Origin of the sequence: Falsiroseomonas sp. CW058 (assembly GCF_050563535.1) — a bacterium.
Classification (GTDB): domain Bacteria; phylum Pseudomonadota; class Alphaproteobacteria; order Acetobacterales; family Acetobacteraceae; genus Falsiroseomonas.
The window spans coordinates 154,182-171,418 of record NZ_JBNXUO010000006.1 but is presented as its reverse complement, the minus strand read 5'-3'; the positions used below and the strand labels follow the sequence as shown (position 1 = coordinate 171,418).

14 protein-coding genes and 1 tRNA gene are annotated in these 17,237 nt (G+C 72.2%); 1 reads left to right on the top strand and 14 read right to left on the bottom strand.

What is annotated here, in order from left to right; translation table 11 throughout:
* A complete protein-coding gene (gene arsJ, locus ACK8OX_RS07645) occupies positions 1–1,260 on the top strand; it encodes an organoarsenical effux MFS transporter ArsJ (protein WP_430663371.1) in 1,260 nt (419 codons plus the stop codon).
* Between the two features lie 232 nt (positions 1,261–1,492).
* On the opposite strand, the gene ACK8OX_RS07640 is transcribed toward arsJ, so the two are convergent.
* The 14 genes from ACK8OX_RS07640 to ACK8OX_RS07575 all read right to left on the bottom strand — a co-directional run bounded on the left by ACK8OX_RS07640 (position 1,493) and on the right by ACK8OX_RS07575 (position 17,149).
* Positions 1,493–2,023: a hypothetical protein gene (locus tag ACK8OX_RS07640; RefSeq protein ID WP_430663370.1), complete on the bottom strand. Its 531-nt coding sequence runs from the start codon at positions 2,021–2,023 to the stop codon at positions 1,493–1,495.
* Positions 2,024–2,712: 689 nt separating this feature from the next.
* A tRNA-Glu gene (locus ACK8OX_RS07635) sits at positions 2,713–2,788 on the bottom strand.
* 111 nt (positions 2,789–2,899) lie between these two features.
* Complete coding sequence (locus ACK8OX_RS07630; RefSeq protein WP_430663369.1) at positions 2,900–3,970, bottom strand: NAD(P)/FAD-dependent oxidoreductase; 1,071 nt, start codon at positions 3,968–3,970, stop codon at positions 2,900–2,902.
* Complete coding sequence (locus tag ACK8OX_RS07625; RefSeq protein ID WP_430663368.1) at positions 3,967–4,662, bottom strand: methyltransferase domain-containing protein; 696 nt, start codon at positions 4,660–4,662, stop codon at positions 3,967–3,969. The genes ACK8OX_RS07630 and ACK8OX_RS07625 overlap by 4 nt, the downstream gene beginning before the upstream one ends.
* Positions 4,662–5,726, bottom strand: a complete 1,065-nt coding sequence (locus ACK8OX_RS07620; protein ID WP_430663367.1) for a type III polyketide synthase — start codon at positions 5,724–5,726, stop codon at positions 4,662–4,664. The genes ACK8OX_RS07625 and ACK8OX_RS07620 overlap by 1 nt, the downstream gene beginning before the upstream one ends.
* 115 nt (positions 5,727–5,841) lie before the next feature.
* A complete protein-coding gene (locus ACK8OX_RS07615; protein ID WP_430663366.1) occupies positions 5,842–6,477 on the bottom strand; it encodes an HdeD family acid-resistance protein in 636 nt (211 codons plus the stop codon).
* 91 nt (positions 6,478–6,568) lie between these two features.
* Positions 6,569–7,642: an ABC transporter ATP-binding protein gene (locus ACK8OX_RS07610; protein ID WP_430663365.1), complete on the bottom strand. Its 1,074-nt coding sequence runs from the start codon at positions 7,640–7,642 to the stop codon at positions 6,569–6,571.
* Positions 7,639–9,852 (bottom strand): ABC transporter permease, encoded by a 2,214-nt coding sequence (locus ACK8OX_RS07605; protein WP_430663364.1) that lies wholly within the window; start codon positions 9,850–9,852, stop codon positions 7,639–7,641. The genes ACK8OX_RS07610 and ACK8OX_RS07605 overlap by 4 nt, the downstream gene beginning before the upstream one ends.
* A gap of 10 nt (positions 9,853–9,862) precedes the next feature.
* Positions 9,863–10,879, bottom strand: a complete 1,017-nt coding sequence (locus ACK8OX_RS07600) for an ABC transporter substrate-binding protein (RefSeq protein WP_430663363.1) — start codon at positions 10,877–10,879, stop codon at positions 9,863–9,865.
* The gene (locus ACK8OX_RS07595) at positions 10,876–11,898 is read right to left on the bottom strand and encodes an ABC transporter substrate-binding protein (protein ID WP_430663362.1); all 1,023 of its coding nucleotides are present in this window, start codon (positions 11,896–11,898) and stop codon (positions 10,876–10,878) included. The genes ACK8OX_RS07600 and ACK8OX_RS07595 overlap by 4 nt, the downstream gene beginning before the upstream one ends.
* 64 nt (positions 11,899–11,962) lie before the next feature.
* A complete protein-coding gene (locus tag ACK8OX_RS07590) occupies positions 11,963–12,994 on the bottom strand; it encodes an ABC transporter substrate-binding protein (RefSeq protein ID WP_430663361.1) in 1,032 nt (343 codons plus the stop codon).
* A gap of 20 nt (positions 12,995–13,014) precedes the next feature.
* Positions 13,015–14,055 (bottom strand): ABC transporter ATP-binding protein, encoded by a 1,041-nt coding sequence (locus tag ACK8OX_RS07585; RefSeq protein WP_430663360.1) that lies wholly within the window; start codon positions 14,053–14,055, stop codon positions 13,015–13,017.
* Positions 14,052–15,791, bottom strand: coding sequence for an ABC transporter permease (locus tag ACK8OX_RS07580; RefSeq protein WP_430663359.1), 1,740 nt, complete (start codon positions 15,789–15,791; stop codon positions 14,052–14,054). The genes ACK8OX_RS07585 and ACK8OX_RS07580 overlap by 4 nt, the downstream gene beginning before the upstream one ends.
* 8 nt (positions 15,792–15,799) lie before the next feature.
* A complete protein-coding gene (locus tag ACK8OX_RS07575; protein WP_430663357.1) occupies positions 15,800–17,149 on the bottom strand; it encodes an ABC transporter substrate-binding protein in 1,350 nt (449 codons plus the stop codon).
* Positions 17,150–17,237: the final 88 nt, after the last annotated feature.

The following is a 17,237-nucleotide window of genomic DNA, read 5'->3' as shown; positions in this document are numbered from 1 at the left end:
ATGAGCAGCAGCGCCGCCGTCCCGTCTTCCTCGGGGACCCGCAACTACGCCATCGTCACCGCGGCCTATTGGGGCTTCACACTGACCGATGGCGCGCTGCGGATGCTGGTGCTGCTGCACTTCTTCCGGCTCGGCTACTCGCCCTTCACCCTGGCCTTCCTCTTCCTGCTCTACGAGGCCGCAGGGATCGGTGCGAACCTGATCGGCGGCTGGCTGGCGACGCGGTTCGGCATCGCGCGCATGCTGGCCGTCGGGCTGACCACGCAGATCGCCGGCTTCCTGCTGCTCTCGGTGGTCTCGCCCGCCTGGTCTGCCGCTCTCTCGGTCGCCTGGGTGGTCGCGGCGCAGGGCGTCTGCGGGGTGGCGAAGGACCTGACCAAGACGGCGAGCAAGAGCGCGATCAAGCTGACGGCCGGCGAGGCCTCCGGGCGTCTGTTCAAGTGGGTGGCATTCTTCACCGGCAGCAAGAATGCCATGAAGGGCTTCGGCTTTTTCCTCGGTGGCCTGCTGCTGGAGGCGCTGGGCTTCCGGGGCGCGCTGTGGGCCATGGCGGCGGCGCTGGCCGTGATCCTCGCCGGGGTGCTGCTGTCGCTCCCGCCGATGATGGGGAGGGCGAAGGCGTCGAAGTCCGCGCGGGAGCTGTTCTCGAAGAACCGCGGCGTGAACCTGATGGCGGCCGCGCGGGTGTTCCTGTTCGGCGCGCGGGACGTGTGGTTCGTGGTCGGCCTGCCGGTCTTCCTCTACGCCTCGGGCTGGACCTTCACCATGGTCGGCGGCTTCCTCGCGGCTTGGACGATCGGCTACGGCGTGGTCCAGGCGGCCGCTCCGGCCTTCGTCCGGCGCAGCGCTGACGGCTTGTCGGCGGAGGTTCCCGCCGCGCGCGCCTGGTCCCTCGCGCTGACTGCCGTGCCCGCGGTGCTCGCCGCGATGATGATCGCAGGCGTGCCGGCGCCCGAGTTCTTCGTACCGGCGGGACTTTGCGTCTTCGGCGTCCTCTTCGCGGTGAACTCCTCGGTCCACTCCTATCTCGTGCTGGCCTACGCCGGCAGCGAGAAGGCGGCGGAGGACGTTGGCTTCTATTATGCGGCGAATGCCGCTGGCCGCTTCGGTGGAATCCTGCTGTCCGGGCTTCTTTACGAACTGGCTGGCGTCACCGGCTGCTTGATCGGCGCATCGACGCTGCTGGCAGTCTGCTGGGCGATCACGCTGGCCCTCCCGCTCCGGCGGGACCACTCAACCGTCGCCGGCGCCGCCGCATGATGATGTCCTTCATGCGGTCTCGCCCGAACCACGCCGCCAGCAACGCCTCCTCGTGGTGCCCCTGGTAGCCTTCGAATTCGCTACGCGCCGCGATCGCCGCGCCAAGTGATCCCAGGTCAAGGTTCGGGTCCAACGGACCAGGACGGAGGCCGAGGAACGAGGTCAGCGCGAACCGCCCCAGGAATGTCCGGAATAGTATCCGTCCGGTGACGGCCGCGGATGTTCTGGCTGTTCAGAGCGAGTCCCGACCGAGGTACTGCAGTTCAGCAAGTGAGGTGACCCGCGTCACGGCGGTGCCACCCCTCTCGGCACTCGCCACCCAGCGTCGGATATCGGGCATCCAGGTCCGATCGACCTCCTGAATGGTTTCGAGCAGTGCGGCCAACGGTGGGGGCTGAAACATCGAGGCTGGTGGAAAGCGGAGCGTTCCAGCCTCCCAGGCCGCATGTCGCTCAGATGCGAGGCGGACATGCACCTCCAGCGGCATGTCGACGAGGATGATCTCGGTCGCGCGGTGGAGCCGGTCCGGGATGGACTCAAGTCGTCCAAGTCCCTCGACGAGCCAGCTTGCACGGCGGATCGCCTCGGCGTGGGCACGCTCGTAGTCGGCGGTCGGAGAGAGCTGCCAGCCCGGCCGCCAGAGCAGCGCATCGACCTCCACGAGCGGCAAATCCCTCGATATGGCGAGATGCCGCGCGACTGTGGACTTGCCGCCGCCGCTGTTCCCAATCACGGCGATCCGGGTTTCGCCAGTCGTGGCCATGGCGCTATGCCGCGTCCGCAAGTCGAGCAGGAGTGGGTTTCTACTTCCACGGCAGCAACTCGTCGAGGCGCGAGACGGGGTGGTCGGCGAGGCGACCGGTGGCGGCACCACGGTGCGTGACCTCCTCGATCGGATCGAGGCCCGCCTTTCGGCAGTGCCGGAGGCCGCCGTGAAGCTGCGCGAGACGGTCGCGTCAACAATGGGGTCCGCGTTGCCGGAAACGCTGGACGCAACGTTCGACGAAGCCACCTGCCGGGCAAGCTTGAGGTGGTTCGATCTCCGGCACGTGCCCGCCATTCGAGGCGACTTGCCGCCGGGTGTAGCAAGCGTGCGGTTCAGTTCTGACCTGACCCTGGTTGCACCGGTAGCGCCAGCGTTGGCGCACACCGGGCTGCAAGGGCTGCTTCCAGTCGCACACTGACGCTAACACAGGTAGGCGTCTTTCGGCGGGGCATGCGCCCCGCTAACTCCGCCCCACTTCAGCCGCGGGAAAATAAGGACTTCCTGGGGCTTTCAGCTTGGCTGGTTGATCGCCCAAGTCGCCAGGTTCGGAGAAACTGGGGCCGCAGAGAGGGACCTCGCCGCCTTTTTCCCGCTGCGCATCCGCCAACCTGTCCCCGAAAATCCCGCGGAACCGGCCGTTCCCGGCGGGCCTACCTTGGGGAGAGACAGGTAGCGAAGTGCGGAAGTGGCGTCCCGTACGGGATTCGAACCCGTGCTGCCAACGTGAAAGGCTGGTGTCCTAGGCCTCTAGACGAACGGGACGCAGTGCGCCCGCGTATGGCGGCACCATCGCGGGGGGTCAAGCCCTCCCTTGGCGTTCCTGACGCCGGGTGCGGTCCGCTGCCGTCGTCCCGCGGCCATCCGCCGGCGGGGTCAGCCGCTGCGTGTGCGGCGGGCCGCCCAGGCCGCGAGGCCGGGGGAAAGTGCCGCGCCCGCCACCAGCAGCCCCGGCGCGCGCGTCACCAGGCCGCCCAGCAGGCCGGCAAGGCGCATCGCGCCGCCGATCCTGCCGGCCCAGGCCGCGTGGTGCGCCGGCGCGTCGCGGCCGGCCAGGATCGCCTCCGCCGCGCGCCGGCCGGAGCCGAGCGCCATCGCCACGCCGTCGCCGCAGAAGGAGGGGATCACCGCAGCCTGGTCGCCGGCGCGGAACATCCCCGGCAGGCCGCCGCGGGCGACGAAGCCGTAGGGCACGCCCGCCACCGTCAGCGGCCGCGGCAGGAGCGGCACCGCATCCCGCAGCAGGCACTCGGCGAGCGAGGAGCCCGCCATCACATGCGCGAGGAAGGCGCGCCCGTCCCGCGCCGCGGCGGCGACGCCCGGCGCGCGGGGGTCGAGCGCGGCGCAGAGATTGGCCTCGCCGCCCGGCCGCGGCTGCAGCCCGGCATAGCCGCCGGCGCAGGCCAGCAGGACGATGGTGCCGTCCACGCCGACGCCACGCAGCGGCAGCTTCACCCCGATGGCGCCCCCGCGCGCGCCGCGCCGCGCGCCGCGCAACTCGTGCTTGCCCGTGGCCAGGACCAGCTGCGTGGCGTCCAGCACCTCGCCATCCGCCAGGCGAAGCCGCCAGCCATCCCCAAGCCTCCCTGCCCCCGTCGCCGCCGTGCCGGCGCGCACCTCCGCGCCCGATTCGCGCGCCAGCGCCAGCAGGGTGGCATCGAGCGTGGCGCGCGGCAGGCCCCATGCGGCGAAGGGCAGGTCCATCGCCGCCCGGCGGTGCCCAGCCGCCATCACGCCGCGCGCGATCGGGACCGCGCCGAGCGCGGGCAGGTCGAGGCCGAGCGCGGCGATGGCGGCGGCGGCATCGGCGGCGAGGAACTCGCCGCAGACCTTCTCCGCCGGCCGCGCCTCGCGCTCCAGCAGCAGCGGGCGGCGCCCGGCGCGGGCAAGGGCGATGGCGGCGGCGCAGCCCGCGGGGCCGGCACCGAGGATCACGGGGCGGCTCATGGCGGAAGGGCGCCGCCGCCCGGCCCGCTCACCGACCAGCGGAAGGGAAGCACCCAGCGGATCTCGGCCTGCACCCCGGCCTCGGAGGCCAGCCGCACCCAGTCGGCGCGGGTGAAGCCGCGCGCGACGGAGACGGGGCCGTCATGCGTGACCATCGGATGCATCCGCATCGCCCGCGTGCCGGCCCAGACCGCGGCCCAGGGAATGGGGTGGCGGTGCAGGTCGGTGATCAGCCACCGCCGCATGGCGTGGCGCCGCAGCCAGGGCAGGAAGCGCAGCAGCGTCGCATCGTCCAGGTGATGCGCGAAGAGCGAGCAGGTCACCAGGTCGAAGCGGCGCGCGGGGTCGAGGTCGAACAGGTCGGAGGTGATCCAGCGCGCCGGCGTCCCGCGCGCCAGCGCGTGGCGCTCCGCCCAGGGGCTGCGGTCGAGGCCCCAGAGGTCGAGCGCCACGCCCCGCCTGCTGCCCCAGGCGGCGACCGCGCGCAGCGCGTCGCCCCCGCCCGCGCCGACATCGAGGAGCGAGAGGCGGGCGGGCCGTTCCTCCCGCAGGACGCGGTCGAGGAAGCGCAGCAGCGGGGCATGGGCGAAGGTCAGCCGGTTCAGGCGTTCGAGGTCGTGCAGCGCCGCCGAGAAATCGGCCTCGGACTGGCCCGGATCGTCCATGATCTCGGGGGCGAGGCGGCGGGGCATCAGACGGTGGCGAAGCGCATGGCCTCGGCCGAGAGCCCGGGGCCGAAGGCAAGGGCGCAGCCGCTGCGGCCGGGCCGGCGCTGCTCCAGCATCGCACGCAGGACGAACATGACGGTGGCGGAGGACATGTTGCCGTGGTCGCGCAGCACCGCGCGGCTTTCGGCCAGCGCGCCCTGCGGCAGGGCGAGGCCGTGCTCCACCGAATCGAGGATCGTCCTGCCCCCCGGATGCACCGCCCAGAGATCGACCTCGGCGACGCTGCGGGTGCCGAGCATCTCCGCCTGCCACTCGGGCAGGGCATGGGCGAGGGTGAAGGGCACCATGCCCGACAGCGTCATGTCGAAGCCGTCATCGCCGATGCGCCAGGTGATCATCCCGCCCGAATCCGGCAGCACGGCGCTGCGGAAGCCCTCGACATGCAGCCCGGTCGGCTCCGCCGACACCACCGCGGCGGCGGCGCCGTCAGCGAACAGCAGGAAGCAGAGCAGCTGGTCCAGCGCGCTCGTCGCCTGCAGGTGCAGCGTGCAGAGTTCGAGGCAGAGGACGAGGACGCGCGCCCCCGGCTCGCTGCGCACGGTGTGCCAGGCGACCTTCAACGCGTTGATCGCCGCCTGGCAGCCCATGAAGCCGACCAGCGTGCGTTCGGCATGGCGCGGCACGCCGTGGCGCTCCATCAGGTGCCGGTCGAGGCCGGGGGCGACGAAGCCGGTGCAGGTGGCGATCACCAGGTGGGTGATCCGCCCCGCCTCCGCGCCGAGGCCGAGCCGCTCCATCGCGGCATCGGCAAGGCGCGGCGCCTCGGCCTCGTAACGCGCCATGCGGGCGCGGGTCGTGGGGAAGGTGCCGTCCTGGCGGTAGAAGCCGCAGGCGGTGCCGGAACCCTCGGGCTCCGACGCCTCCAGCACGGACCAGCGGCGGCCTATCCCCGCGCGTTCCGCCATGCGCGCGAAGGTGGCGCGGTCGCGGGGGGTCGCGGTGCGGGCGGCGGCGAAGGCGCGGAAGGCGCCATGCACCTCGTGCCGGGGCACGGCGGTGCCGATGCGGTTGATGAAGACGTCGGGCATCCGGGGCAGGTTGGGACGGGGCGGCAGCGCGGTAGGGGCGCGGCCGATCACGCTTCGCGGGAGGATCATGCCCGCCCCGCGGCCGGCCGCAGGGCGGAAGCCGGCGGGGCCGGCATCAGGCCGGCTGCTGCACCGCCCCGCCCCCCTGGCTGCCCACTTGACCACCCCCCGCACCCCCCCTGGCCCGCAGCCTGAAGCCCAGCACCAGCAGGACGAAGCCGAAGGCGAGGGCATAGGCGCCGAGCCACCAGGTCAGCACCACCGCCCCCAGCAGCGGCGACAGCACGAGCGCGATGCCGAACAGGACGGAGACGACCCCGCCGAGGCCGAGCCACCAGCGCCCGCGGTCCTTCTCCAGCCGGAAGGCGGCGCCCACCATCATCCCGCCGGAGACGATCGCCCAGGCGGCGGTCGCCAGCACGAAGCCGAACACCGCCCCCACCGGGAACAGCAGCGCGAGCAGCCCCATCAGGATGTTGAGCACCCCCTCGCCGAGCAGCAGCCCCCAGCGTTCATCGGCCCGCGCCGCGCGGATGGCGGCGACGATGCCGAGCACCCCGTCGGCCAGCAGGTAGGCGCCGAACAGCAGCGCGAGGGAGAGCAGCACCGCGCCCGGCATGACGATGGCCGCGATGCCGAACAGGATGGCCAGCGCCCCGCGCAGGGCGATGGCCCACCAGTTGCGGGCGAGCGCCGCGGACATCGCCGCATCCCGCCCAGCGGCCGGAAGGGTGGTTGGGGTGTCGGACATCGCGCGCTCCACCGGTGGACGCGGCGGAGACGCGCCGAGGGGGCGGCGGGTTCATTGCCGGGCGCGCGAAGGGCAGCGCGGGGGTGCGGCGTCAGGGACGGACCAGCACCACCCCTTCCGGGTCGAAGCGCACGCCCACCGCCTCGCCGGCCGCGCGGCGGCGCAGGCGGTCGGGGCCGAGGGCGAACAACTCGCCCACCGGCGTCGAGAGGTAGTATTCGGTGTGGGAGCCCATGTAGGTCGCGCGGGAGACGGTGGCGGGCAGCGCATCCCCCTCCCCCGGCGCGACGATGCGGATCGCCTCCGGCCGCACCACCAGGTCCACCGCCCCGGGGGCCAGGCCGCGATGCGGCAGCGCGATGCGCAGCGTGTCGAGCGCGACGGCGGCGGTGTCGCCCTCCACCGCGTCGATCCGGCCGCGGATGTGGTTCGCCTCCCCCATGAAGGTCGCGACGAACACCGAGGCGGGCTGGGTGTAGAGCTCGTCCGGCGTGCCGGCCTGCGCGATCTCGGCGTTGCGCATCACCACGATGCGGTCGGAAACGGCCAGCGCCTCGGACTGGTCGTGGGTGACGTAGACGACGGTGAGGCGGAGCCGCTGCTGCAGCGCGCGGATCTCCTCCCTCATGCTGCGCCGGAGGCGGGCGTCGAGGTTCGACAGCGGTTCGTCGAACAGCAGCACCTCCGGCTCCAGCACCAGGGCGCGGGCGACGGCGACGCGCTGCTGCTGCCCGCCCGACATCTCGGACGGCAGGCGGGTGCCGAAGCCCTTCAGGCCCACCGTCTCCAGCGCGACCTCGGCCTTCGCATGGGCGTCCCGCCGGCGCAGGCCCGAGGAGACGAGGCCGTAGGCGACGTTGTCCAGCACCGACATGTGCGGGAACAGCGCGTAGGACTGGAACACCATGGACACGTTGCGCTCGCCCGCCGGCAGCAGCGTGACGTCGCGCCCGCCGATCAGCAGGCGCCCCTCGGTCGCCTGTTCCAGCCCGGCGATCATCCGCAGCAGCGTGGTCTTGCCGCAGCCCGAGGGGCCGAGCAGCGTGACCAGCGTGCCCCCCTCGATCACCAGGTCGAGCGGCTTGACCGCCTGCACCTGGCCGTAGCGCTTGCCGACGCCCTGGAGCCGCACTTCCGCGGCGCGGGGCTGGATGGGAAGGGTCACGCGGGGCCTCCGGCGGGGACGGCGTTGCGGGCGGCGGCGGCGCGGCGGCCGAGCCGCCGGCGGCCGACCGCCAGGTTGATCAGCCCGATCGCCGCCATCATCAGCACGATCAGCACGGCGCAATAGGCGATGGCGAGGCCGTAGTCGCCGTTGATGACACGGTTGATGATGAAGACCGTCGCCATCTCGTACTCGGCCGAGACGAGGAAGATGACGGCGGAGACGGTCGTCATCGCGCGGACGAAGGAATAGACCAGCGCGGTGACGATGGCCGGCTTCAGCAGCGGCAGCACGACGGTGGTGAGCGCGCGGAAGGTCGAAGCGCGGAGCGTGATCGCGGCCTCGTCGAGCGACTTGTCGAGCTGGCTCATCGCCGCGACGCCGGACCGCACGCCGACCGGCAGGTTGCGGAAGACGAAGCAGGCGATGAGGATCATCGCCGTCCCGGTGATCTCGAGCGGGGGGATGTTGTAGGTCAGGATGTAGGCGACGCCGATCACCGTGCCGGGGACGGCGAAGGTCAGCATCAGCGCGAATTCCAGCGCCGTGCGGCCGGCGAATTTCTGCCGCGTCAGCACCCAGGCGGCCAGCAGGCCGAGCCCGGCTGTGATGGGCGCCGCGGTGGCGGCGAGCTCGATCGTGGTGAACAGCGAATGCCACGCCCCGCCCGAGAACAGGATGCGCCCATCCGCGGCCCATTCCACGGCGAAGGCGCGCTGGAAGTGGCTGAGCGTCGGCGTCCAGTCGCGACCCCAGACGCGCACGAAGGCGCCGGCCATCGCCATGGTGTAGACGGTGATCGTCAGGATCGCCCAGGGGATCGCGATGGCGAAGGCCACGATCCTCACCGGCCGCGGCAGGCCGGGCGGCAGCCCCGCATCGCCCTTGCCGGTGACCGAGACATAGGACCGCCGCCCGACCACCGCGCGCTGCAACAGGAAGGCCGCGAGGCCGACGACCAGCATGATGGCGGCCAGCACCGCCGCGCGCCCGAAATCCTGCTGCGCGCCGACGACCGCGAAGAAGATCTCGGTCGACAGCACGCCGTAGGACCCGCCGAGCACGATCGGGTTGCCGAAGTCGGCCAGCGATTCCACGAAGACCACCAGCCAGGCATTGGCCAGCCCCGGTACCATCAGCGGCAGCGTCACCGCGCGGAAGGTCCGCATCCTCGATGCGCGGAGCGTCTGCGACGCCTCCTCCATCGTGGGCGATATGCCCTCCACCACGCCGATCAGCACGAGGAAGGCGGTGGGGGTGAAGGAGAAGACCTGGGCGAGGAAGACGCCGTCGAAGCCGTAGATCCAGCGGCCGAGCTGCACGCCCGTCATCGCCTCCACGATCTGGTTCACGACGCCCGAGCGGCCGAAGATGAGGATGAGGCCGAGGCCGATGACGAAGGGCGGGGTGATGATGGGCAGCACCGTCAGCAGCCGCATCGCGCGCTTCGCCGGGAAGCCGGTGCGGGTGACGATCAGCGCGAAGCAGAGCCCGAGGACCGTCGCCGCCGTCGCGGTGCTGGTCGCCAGCAGCAGCGTGTTCCAGAACACCCCGCAGCCGACATTGGAGCCGAGGCAGGCGAGGCCCCAGATCTTGCGGTCCGCCAGCCGGTCCACCACCGAGGCCGCGACCCCCATATCGGGCCGCGGCGTGAACATCTGGCCCATCATCGTCAGCACCGGCCAGGCAGTGAAGACCGCGATGGAGGCGACCAGCAGCCCGACCGCGCCGGAGACGAAGCGGTCCCCCTTGAAGTAGCCGCGCAGCGCGAGCCCGTCCGTCACCATCACGAGGCAGCCGAGGAAGGCCATGCTGCCGCCGAGCCCGATTCCGAACTGCCGGTCCCCCAGCTCGCCGAAGCGGACCTCGAGCCAGGGAAGGTTCCAGCCCTGCACGCCGATGGCGAGCCCCTGCGCGACGATGCCGAGCAGCCCGAGCCCGCCGCCCAGCAGCAGGAAGCGCGCGCGCGTCGCCGCACGGCCGGCCGGCAGCGCGCCGGGCAGCGCCAGCGCGATGCCGGCCAGCGCCGGCCAGAACCACCACCGCCCGTGCCAGGCCGCCTGCGCCAGCGCGGAGGCGGCTTCCGGGTCCTCCGCGCCGAGCGCCAGCAGGTTGGACAGCGCCAGCCCGTCCTGCTGCATGTGCCACGGCGCCAGCGCCGCGCCTGCGGCGGCGACCAGCCAGAAGAAGAAGGAGGATCCGAAGAACATCGTGCGGGCCTCAGCGCGGCAGGGCGCCGACCTCCCTGTCCCAGCGGGCCAGCAGGCGGCGGCGCTCGGCGCTCGCGCCGAAGCGGGCGTTGTCGTAGTCGATGATGCGGGCGGTGGCCATGTTGGGCGCGCCGTCGGTCAGCGGCACGCCGCGGTTCGCCATGGTCTGCAGCTTGCGCGCCTCGCGGCTCGCCTCCAGCTGCGCCTCGACCGACAGCGCCCAGTGGTAGAAGCGCTGCGCGGCCGGCAGGTTGCGGGCGCCGCGGATGATGGACATCGACCCGATCTCGTAGCCCGTGCCCTCGCAGGGGACGGCGTGGCCCACCGGGAAGCCCGCCGCCGCCTCCTCCGCCGCGTTGTGGACGAAGGAGATTGAAACCGCCGTCTCGCCGCGCGCAACCGCGGTGATGGGTGCGGTGCCGCTGCGGGGATAGGCGTTGATGCTGCCGTGCAGCCGCGCCAGGTACTCGAAGGCCGGGTCCTCCCCCATCATCTGCACCAGCGTCGCGATGACGATGTAGGCGGTGCCGGAGGAGTTGGGGTTGGCCATCTGGATCTCGCCCCGGTAGACGGGGTTCAGCAGGTCCGCCCAGCAACGCGGCTGCGGCAGGTTCCTCCGCGCGACCAGTTCCGTGTTGAAGCCGAAGCCCAGCACGCTGGCATAGACGCCGACGGTGCGGCCCCCCGTCTGGCGCCACTGCGCCTGCGCCCAGTCGTGCAGTTCCGCGATGCGGGGACTTTCATGCGGCTGGGTCAGGTTCTCCTCGCCGGCCGCCACATGCGGGTCGCCGGTGCCGCCCCACCAGACATCGCCGCGCGGGTTCCGCGCCTCGGCGCGGATCGCGGCCAGCATCTCCCCGGTGGAACGCTGGTTGAGGTTCACGCGGATGCCGCTCTCGCGCTCGAACCCGCGCGCGATCGGCGTGCACCACTCGATGGTGGCGGAGCAGTAGAGGTTGAGCTGCCCCTGCGCGAGGGCCGGCAGCGGCAGCGCCGCGAGCGCGGCGGGAAGGAGAAGGGCCCTCATCGCGGCAGCGCCCCGATCTCACGGTCCCAGCGTTCCAGGATGCGCCGGCGCATCCCCGCCTCCCCGTACGTCGCGAAGTCGTAGTTCACCAGGCGGATGTTGGCGAGGTTCGGGATGCGCGGGTCGGGCGTCGCGTCGCGGTGGGCGGGGACGTGCCACTGGTTCACGCGCGGGCCGATGTCCATCGCGGCCGGCGTCAGGTACCAGTCGTAGAAGCGCCGGGCCTGCGCCAGGTTGCGCGCGCCGCGGATGATGGACATGCAGGCGACCTCGTAGCTCGTGCCCTCGGTCGGGTAGCCGAGCTCGATCGGGAAGCCGGCCTGCGCCATGGAGGTGACTTCCATGTTGAAGCTGACGGCCATCGCCGTCTCGCCGCGCGACACCGCCTGCATCGGCGCCGCGCCGCTGCGGGTGTAGGCGTTCACGTTGGCATGCAGGCGCTTCAGGTAGTCGAAGGCGCGGTCCTCGTCCCAGAGCTGCACCAGCCCTGCGATGATGGTGTAGGCGGTGCCGGAGGAATTCGGGTTCGGCAGCTGGATCTCCCCGCGATAGGCGGGGTTCAGCAGGTCCGCCCAGCTGGTCGGGACCGGCAGGTTCTTGCGCGCCATCAGTTCCCGGTTCCAGGCCAGCGCGATGGCGCCGGAGGAGACGCCGACGCAGCGTTCGCCGGTGATGCGGTGGACGTTGCGCGACCAGTCATGCAGCCCCGCCATGTTGGGCGAGGTGTAGGGCTGCAGCAGGTTCTGCTCGGCCGCGGCGATGTGCGTCTCGGCCGAGGCGCCGAACCAGATGTCGGTGCGCGGGTTCTGCGCCTCCGCCCTCACCTGCGCCAGGATCTCGCCGGCGGACTTGCGCGCCATGGCGACGCGGATGCCGCTGTCGCGCTGGAAGGCGGCGGCGATCGCCTCGCACCAGTCGGCGGCGGGGGCGCAGAGCATGTTGAGGCTGCCCTGCGCCTGGACGGGGGCCGAGAGCGCGAAGGTCAGGCCGGCGGCGGCGGCAAGCGTTCGAAGCGGCATGGCGGTGATCCGATCGGAAGGGGGAAGGCGGCCGGCACGCAGGGCGCCGGCCCGGTCGGCTCGTTCAGCGCGGCAGGGAGCCCACCTCGCGGTCCCAGCGCTCGATCAGGCGGCGGCGCTCCGCGGCGCGGCCGTATTTCGCGAAGTCGTACTCGATCAGGCGAATGCGGCTGAGGTCGGGCGCGTTGGGCGGCAGCGGCGCGCTGCGGTTGGAAGGCTGCTGCAACTGCCCGCCGGCCTCGAAGCCGAGCCGCTGCGCCGGCTCGGTCAGCGCCCAGTCATAGAAGCGGCGCGCCTGTGCCAGGTTGCGCGCGCCGCGCAGGATGGACATGGAGCCGATCTCGTAGCCCGTCCCCTCGCAGGGGGTGTTGTAGGCCACGGGGAAGCCCGCGTTCCGCTCCGTCACCGCGTCATGCACGAAGGAGAGCGACACCCCCGTCTCGCCCCGCGCCACCGCCTTGATGGGGCCGGTGCCGCTGCGGGCGTAGCTGTTCACGTTGGGGTGCAGGCGGCGCATGTAGGCGAAGGCCTCGTCCTCCCCCATCAGCTGCACCAGCGTCGCGATGATGACATAGGCGGTGCCGGAGGAATTGGGGTTGGCCACCTGGATCTCGCCGCGGAAGCGCGGATCGGCGAGGTCAGCCCAGCAGGTCGGCGGGGCGATGTTCTTGCGCGCCAGCAATTCGGTGTTGAAGCCGAAGCCCACCGCGCCCGCATAGACGCCGATGGCGCGGCGCCCGGACTGCGTCCACTGCGTCAGCGCCCAGGGATGCAACGCGGCGTTGTTCGGGCTCTCATAGGCCTGGGTCAGGTTCTCCTCGGCGGCGGCGAGGTGCGGGTCGCCGGTGCCGCCGAACCACACGTCGCCGCGCGGGTTCTGCGCTTCCGCCCGGATCGCGGCGAGGGATTCGCCCGATCCGCGCTGAGTCATGTTCACGCGGATGCCGGTGTCGCGCTGGAAGTTCGTCGCGACCGCCTGGCACCACTCGATCTGCACCGAGCAGTAGAGGTTGAGCTGCCCCTGCGCCTGCGCGGGCGCGGAAAGGGCGAGCGGCGCGCCGAGCGCGAGGGCGGTGAACAGCAGCCGGCGATGCATCCCGTGATGTCCTTTCGTGGTCACTGCCGCAGCAGGGTCGCCTGCGCGGGGTCGAAGTCGAGCCGGATGGCGGCGCCGGGCGCGAGCGGGACGAGGCCGCGCAGATGCGGCTCCTCCGCCGTCAGGCGCAGTCCCTCCCCCGCTTCCAGCGTGTAGCGCACATGGCCGCCGAGGAACTCGGCCCGCAGCACCCGCGCGGGGATGCCGCCATCGCCGCCGCGCAGCAGCGTGACGGCCTGCGGGCGCAGCGCCAGCGTGGCGCGGCCCGGCGCCGCGTCGCCGATGCGGAGCGCGAGGCCGCCGGCGCGGAAGCCGCCGGCCGCCACCTCCCCCTCGATCAGGTTGGCGGTGCCGAGGAAGCCGGCGACGAAGCGGCTGGCCGGGCGGTCGTACAGCTCGGCCGGCGCGCCGACCTGCAGGACGCGTCCCTCGTTCAGCACCGCCATGCGGTCGGCGGCCGCGTTCGCCTCCTCCTGGTCATGGGTGACGAGGATGGTGGTGAGGCCGAGCCGGCGCTGAAGCTCCACCAGCTCCGCCCGGACGCCCGCGCGCAGCCCGGCATCGAGGTTCGACAGCGGCTCGTCCAGCAGCAGCACCTCCGGCTCGATCGCCAGCGTCCGCGCGATGGCCACCCGCTGCTGCTGCCCGCCCGAAAGCTGCGCCGGGCGCCGGTCCATCATCTGCGAGAGGCCGACGAGGTCGAGCGCGGCGCGCACGCGCCTGTCGCGCTCGGCGCGCGGCACGCGGCGGCGTTCCAGCCCGAAGGCGACGTTCTGCGCGACCGTCATGTGCGGCCACAGCGCGTAGCTCTGGAACACCAGCCCGACATTGCGCGCCCAGGGCGGCTCCCTCGTCGCGTCGCGGCCGCCGATGCGGATGCGCCCGGAATCCGGCGTGCCGAAGCCCGCGACCAGCCGCAGCAGCGTGGTCTTGCCGCTGCCGGACGGGCCGAGGAAGGCGAAGAACTCGCCTCGCCGGACGGTGAGCGAGACATCCTCCAGCACGCGCGTCGCGCCGTAGCCGAAGGAGACGCGCTCGATCTCGACGCCCGCCGCGGTCATGCCTCTCCTCCCCCGCGCGAGCGGCGGCCGCGTTCCCGTTCCGCGATGCGGTGGGCGGCGAAGGTGCAGAGCGCGACCGTCAGCACCGCGATGACGCCGAGCGCGGCGCCTGGCCCGCGCCCCGCCGGGCTCTGCATGTAGACGTAGATGCCGTAGGAGAGCGGGGCGGAACTGTCCCGCGCGGCCAGCACCAGCGTGGCCGAAAGCTCGACCGCCGCGGTGGCGAAGCTGGTCACGAAGGCGGCGGCCAGCCCGCCGGCCATCAGGGGCACGACGATGCGCGCCAGCGTGGTGACCTTGCCGGCGCCGAGATTCTCCGCCGCCTCCTCCAGGCTGCGATGCACCTGCTGCAACGCGGCCGTCGCGGCGCGCAGCGCATAGGGCAGCCGCCGCACGGCATAGACGATGGCGAGCATGACGCCCGATGTGGCGAGGGAGGTGCCGTCCGGCAGTTCCACGCCGAAATAGGTCCGCAGGATGCCGATGCCGAGGACGAGGCCGGGAACCGCCAGCGCCGACATCGCGACGAGGTCGAGCAGCCCGCGCCCGGGCAGGCGCGTTCGCAGCACGAGCCAGGCGATGGTCACGCCGATCACCACGTCGATCAGCCCGGCCGCGCCGCAGTAGAGCAGCGTGTTGGTCAGGAACTGCGGCGTCTCCCGCAGGACGGTGCCGTAATGCGCCAGGGTGAAGGCGTCCGGCAGCGGGCTGAATGACCAGATGGTCGCGAGGCTGAGCAGCAGGATGCCGAGATGCGGCGCCAGCACCAGCGCCAGCACCGGCACGACGAAGCCCCAGGCCAGCGCGCGGCCGGCCGGCGTCAGCGGCCTGCGGCCGAGCCCGCCGCCGCCGCGCTGCTGCGTCGCGTAGTCCCGCCCGCGCAGCAGCAGCGCCGCGCCCGCCATGGCGGCGACCGAGACGACCATCAGGATCACGCTGATGACATAGCCCATCGGGTCGCCGAGTCCGACCGAGGTGACGCGCAGATAGGCCTGCGGCGCCAGCATGTTCGTCACGTTCAGCAGCAGCGGGGTGGCGAGGTCGTCGAACACCTTCACGAAGACCAGCGACGCGCCGGCGAGGTAGCCCGGCAGCGCCAGCGGCAGCACGATGGTCCGCAGCAGCACCGGGCCCTTCGCGCCGAGGTTCTGGCCCGCCTCCTCCATCGCGACATCGATGTTGGACAGCGACGCGGTGAGGTTCATCAGGATGAAGGGGAAGTAGTGCAGCGCCTGCACGAAGACGACGCCGTTCAGCCCTTCCATCAGCGGCAGGCGCAGGTCGAACCAGTCCATCAGCAGCAGGTTGACCGTGCCGTTCCGCCCGAAGATCAGCTGCATCGCCACCGCACCCACGAAGGGCGGCATCACCAGCGGCAGCACGCCGAGCGTGGTGATGAGCGCGGCGCCCGGAAAGCGGTGGCGGGCGAGGATGACCGCCAGCGGCACGGCGATGAGCGAGGCGACGACGACGCTCATCGCCGCGACATAGGTGCTGTTCCAGAAGCTCTCGATGAACAGGCCGGTGCGGAAGAAGTCGCCGAAATGGATCAGCGTGAAGCCGCCGCCCGGCGCCTCGAAGGCCGCAAGCACGACACGTCCCACGGGTATGACGAGGAAGGCGAGGAGGAAGGAGGCGACCAGCAGGGCCGCCAGCAGCTGCACGGGCGACGTCTCGGCGCGCAGCCGGGCACCCCAGGGGCGGGCGGCCGCGGCCGGCAGGGCGGTGGTGGACACGCCCGCTGTCAGCGCGCGCGCTGCGCGCGTTCGGCGAGCTGCCGCGCCTCGGCGTAGTTCGCGAGCGCGAAGCGGTCCCACTCCTCCTCGAGCTGCGCCTGGCGGGGGCCCGCCGGGCGGTCGGGGCGGGTCGGCTGGAAGGCGCCGGCAATGGCGGGGTCCGCCGCCTGCTGCTCGGTGACCGGAAGGCGGGCGAGCCGCGCGCGGGCTTCCGCCACCAGGCGCCGGCCTTCCGCATTCTCCCGCCGCGCCAGCGCGGCTTCCGCGGCATGGACCGCCTTCCACGCCTCCGTCAGCTCGCGCAGGCGGAAAGTGATGAGGCGGTCGAACAGGCTGTTCAGCAGCTCGTACCGCTTCTCCGACAGGTCGTTGTCGAAGCGCACGCGGGAGCCGAGCGAGGCGTCCGTGAAGGGATTGGGGAAGCCCTGCGGCGCGCGCGCATAGGTCTCCGGCCGGACGGGCAGGCGCATGACCTTGGGGTCGAGCAGGACTTCCTGCCCCTCGGGCGAGAGCAGGAACTGGATGAAGGCGCGCGCCGCATTGGGGCTGCGCGCGCCCTCGATCATCGCGATGTTGGCGGGCACCAGGGTGGTGACGGTGGGATAGACGAATTCCACCGGGAAGCCCGACGCCTTCGCGGCAAGCCCGAAGAAGTCGATGACGATGCCGATGCCGTACTGCCCGCTGTTCACCGCATCCGGCACGCCGAAGGACCGGTCGGAGACCTGCGCGAAGTTCCCCGCGATCTCCAGCAGCTGCGCCCAGCCGGGCTCCCACCCCTCGCCCTGGAGGATCGTCTCGATCGTCAGGTGGGTGGTGCCGGAGCGGCTCGGCGAGGAGATGCCGATGTGGTTCTGGTAGACCGGGTTCTTCAGGTCTGCCCATTCGCGCGGCACCGGCAGGCGGTTCGCGCGGATGTAGCGCGTGTTGTACATGATGCCGTAGCCGGACACCGCGAAGCCGAAATAGTGGCCCTCGGGGTCATGGGTCGGCTGGCCGCCGATGCGGGGCGGGATGCCCGCCGTGTCGATCTGCGGCTTCGCGAGCAGGTTGCCGGCCTTCAGCACCTCGAACGCGTCGGGGGCGCTGGCCCAGAACAGGTCGGGCGGGGCGGCGCGGGTCTCCCGCACGAAGGCGACGGCGGCGGTGGTGCTGCGGTTCTGCACCTCGACCCGGGTGCCGGGGTGGCGGCGTTCGAAGGCCTGGACGAAGGGGGTGGTCACGTCGCGGGAGAAGCTGGTGATGACGACCACCCGCTGCTCCGCCGCGCCTTGCGCCAGCACCGGCTTCGCCGCGCCGGCGACGGCGACCGCCGCGGCGAGGACGGACCTGCGCGTGGTCTCGGCGCCGTTCGACATGCTGTCCTCCCTTCGCGGGCGGCCAGGGGTGCGCCCCTGGCCGCAACGCCGCAAGCCTCGTCAGGTCCCCAGCTTTGCAACAAAAATG

Coding starts and splice junctions, on each gene's coding strand:
- arsJ (WP_430663371.1), top strand. CDS start 1: ATGAGCAGCAGCGCCGCCGTCCCGTCTTCCTCGGGGACCCGCAACTAC.
- ACK8OX_RS07640 (WP_430663370.1), bottom strand. CDS start 2,023: ATGGCCACGACTGGCGAAACCCGGATCGCCGTGATTGGGAACAGCGGC.
- ACK8OX_RS07630 (WP_430663369.1), bottom strand. CDS start 3,970: ATGAGCCGCCCCGTGATCCTCGGTGCCGGCCCCGCGGGCTGCGCCGCC.
- ACK8OX_RS07625 (WP_430663368.1), bottom strand. CDS start 4,662: ATGCCCCGCCGCCTCGCCCCCGAGATCATGGACGATCCGGGCCAGTCC.
- ACK8OX_RS07620 (WP_430663367.1), bottom strand. CDS start 5,726: ATGCCCGACGTCTTCATCAACCGCATCGGCACCGCCGTGCCCCGGCAC.
- ACK8OX_RS07615 (WP_430663366.1), bottom strand. CDS start 6,477: ATGTCCGACACCCCAACCACCCTTCCGGCCGCTGGGCGGGATGCGGCG.
- ACK8OX_RS07605 (WP_430663364.1), bottom strand. CDS start 9,852: ATGTTCTTCGGATCCTCCTTCTTCTTCTGGCTGGTCGCCGCCGCAGGC.
- ACK8OX_RS07600 (WP_430663363.1), bottom strand. CDS start 10,879: ATGAGGGCCCTTCTCCTTCCCGCCGCGCTCGCGGCGCTGCCGCTGCCG.
- ACK8OX_RS07595 (WP_430663362.1), bottom strand. CDS start 11,898: ATGCCGCTTCGAACGCTTGCCGCCGCCGCCGGCCTGACCTTCGCGCTC.
- ACK8OX_RS07590 (WP_430663361.1), bottom strand. CDS start 12,994: ATGCATCGCCGGCTGCTGTTCACCGCCCTCGCGCTCGGCGCGCCGCTC.
- ACK8OX_RS07585 (WP_430663360.1), bottom strand. CDS start 14,055: ATGACCGCGGCGGGCGTCGAGATCGAGCGCGTCTCCTTCGGCTACGGC.
- ACK8OX_RS07575 (WP_430663357.1), bottom strand. CDS start 17,149: ATGTCGAACGGCGCCGAGACCACGCGCAGGTCCGTCCTCGCCGCGGCG.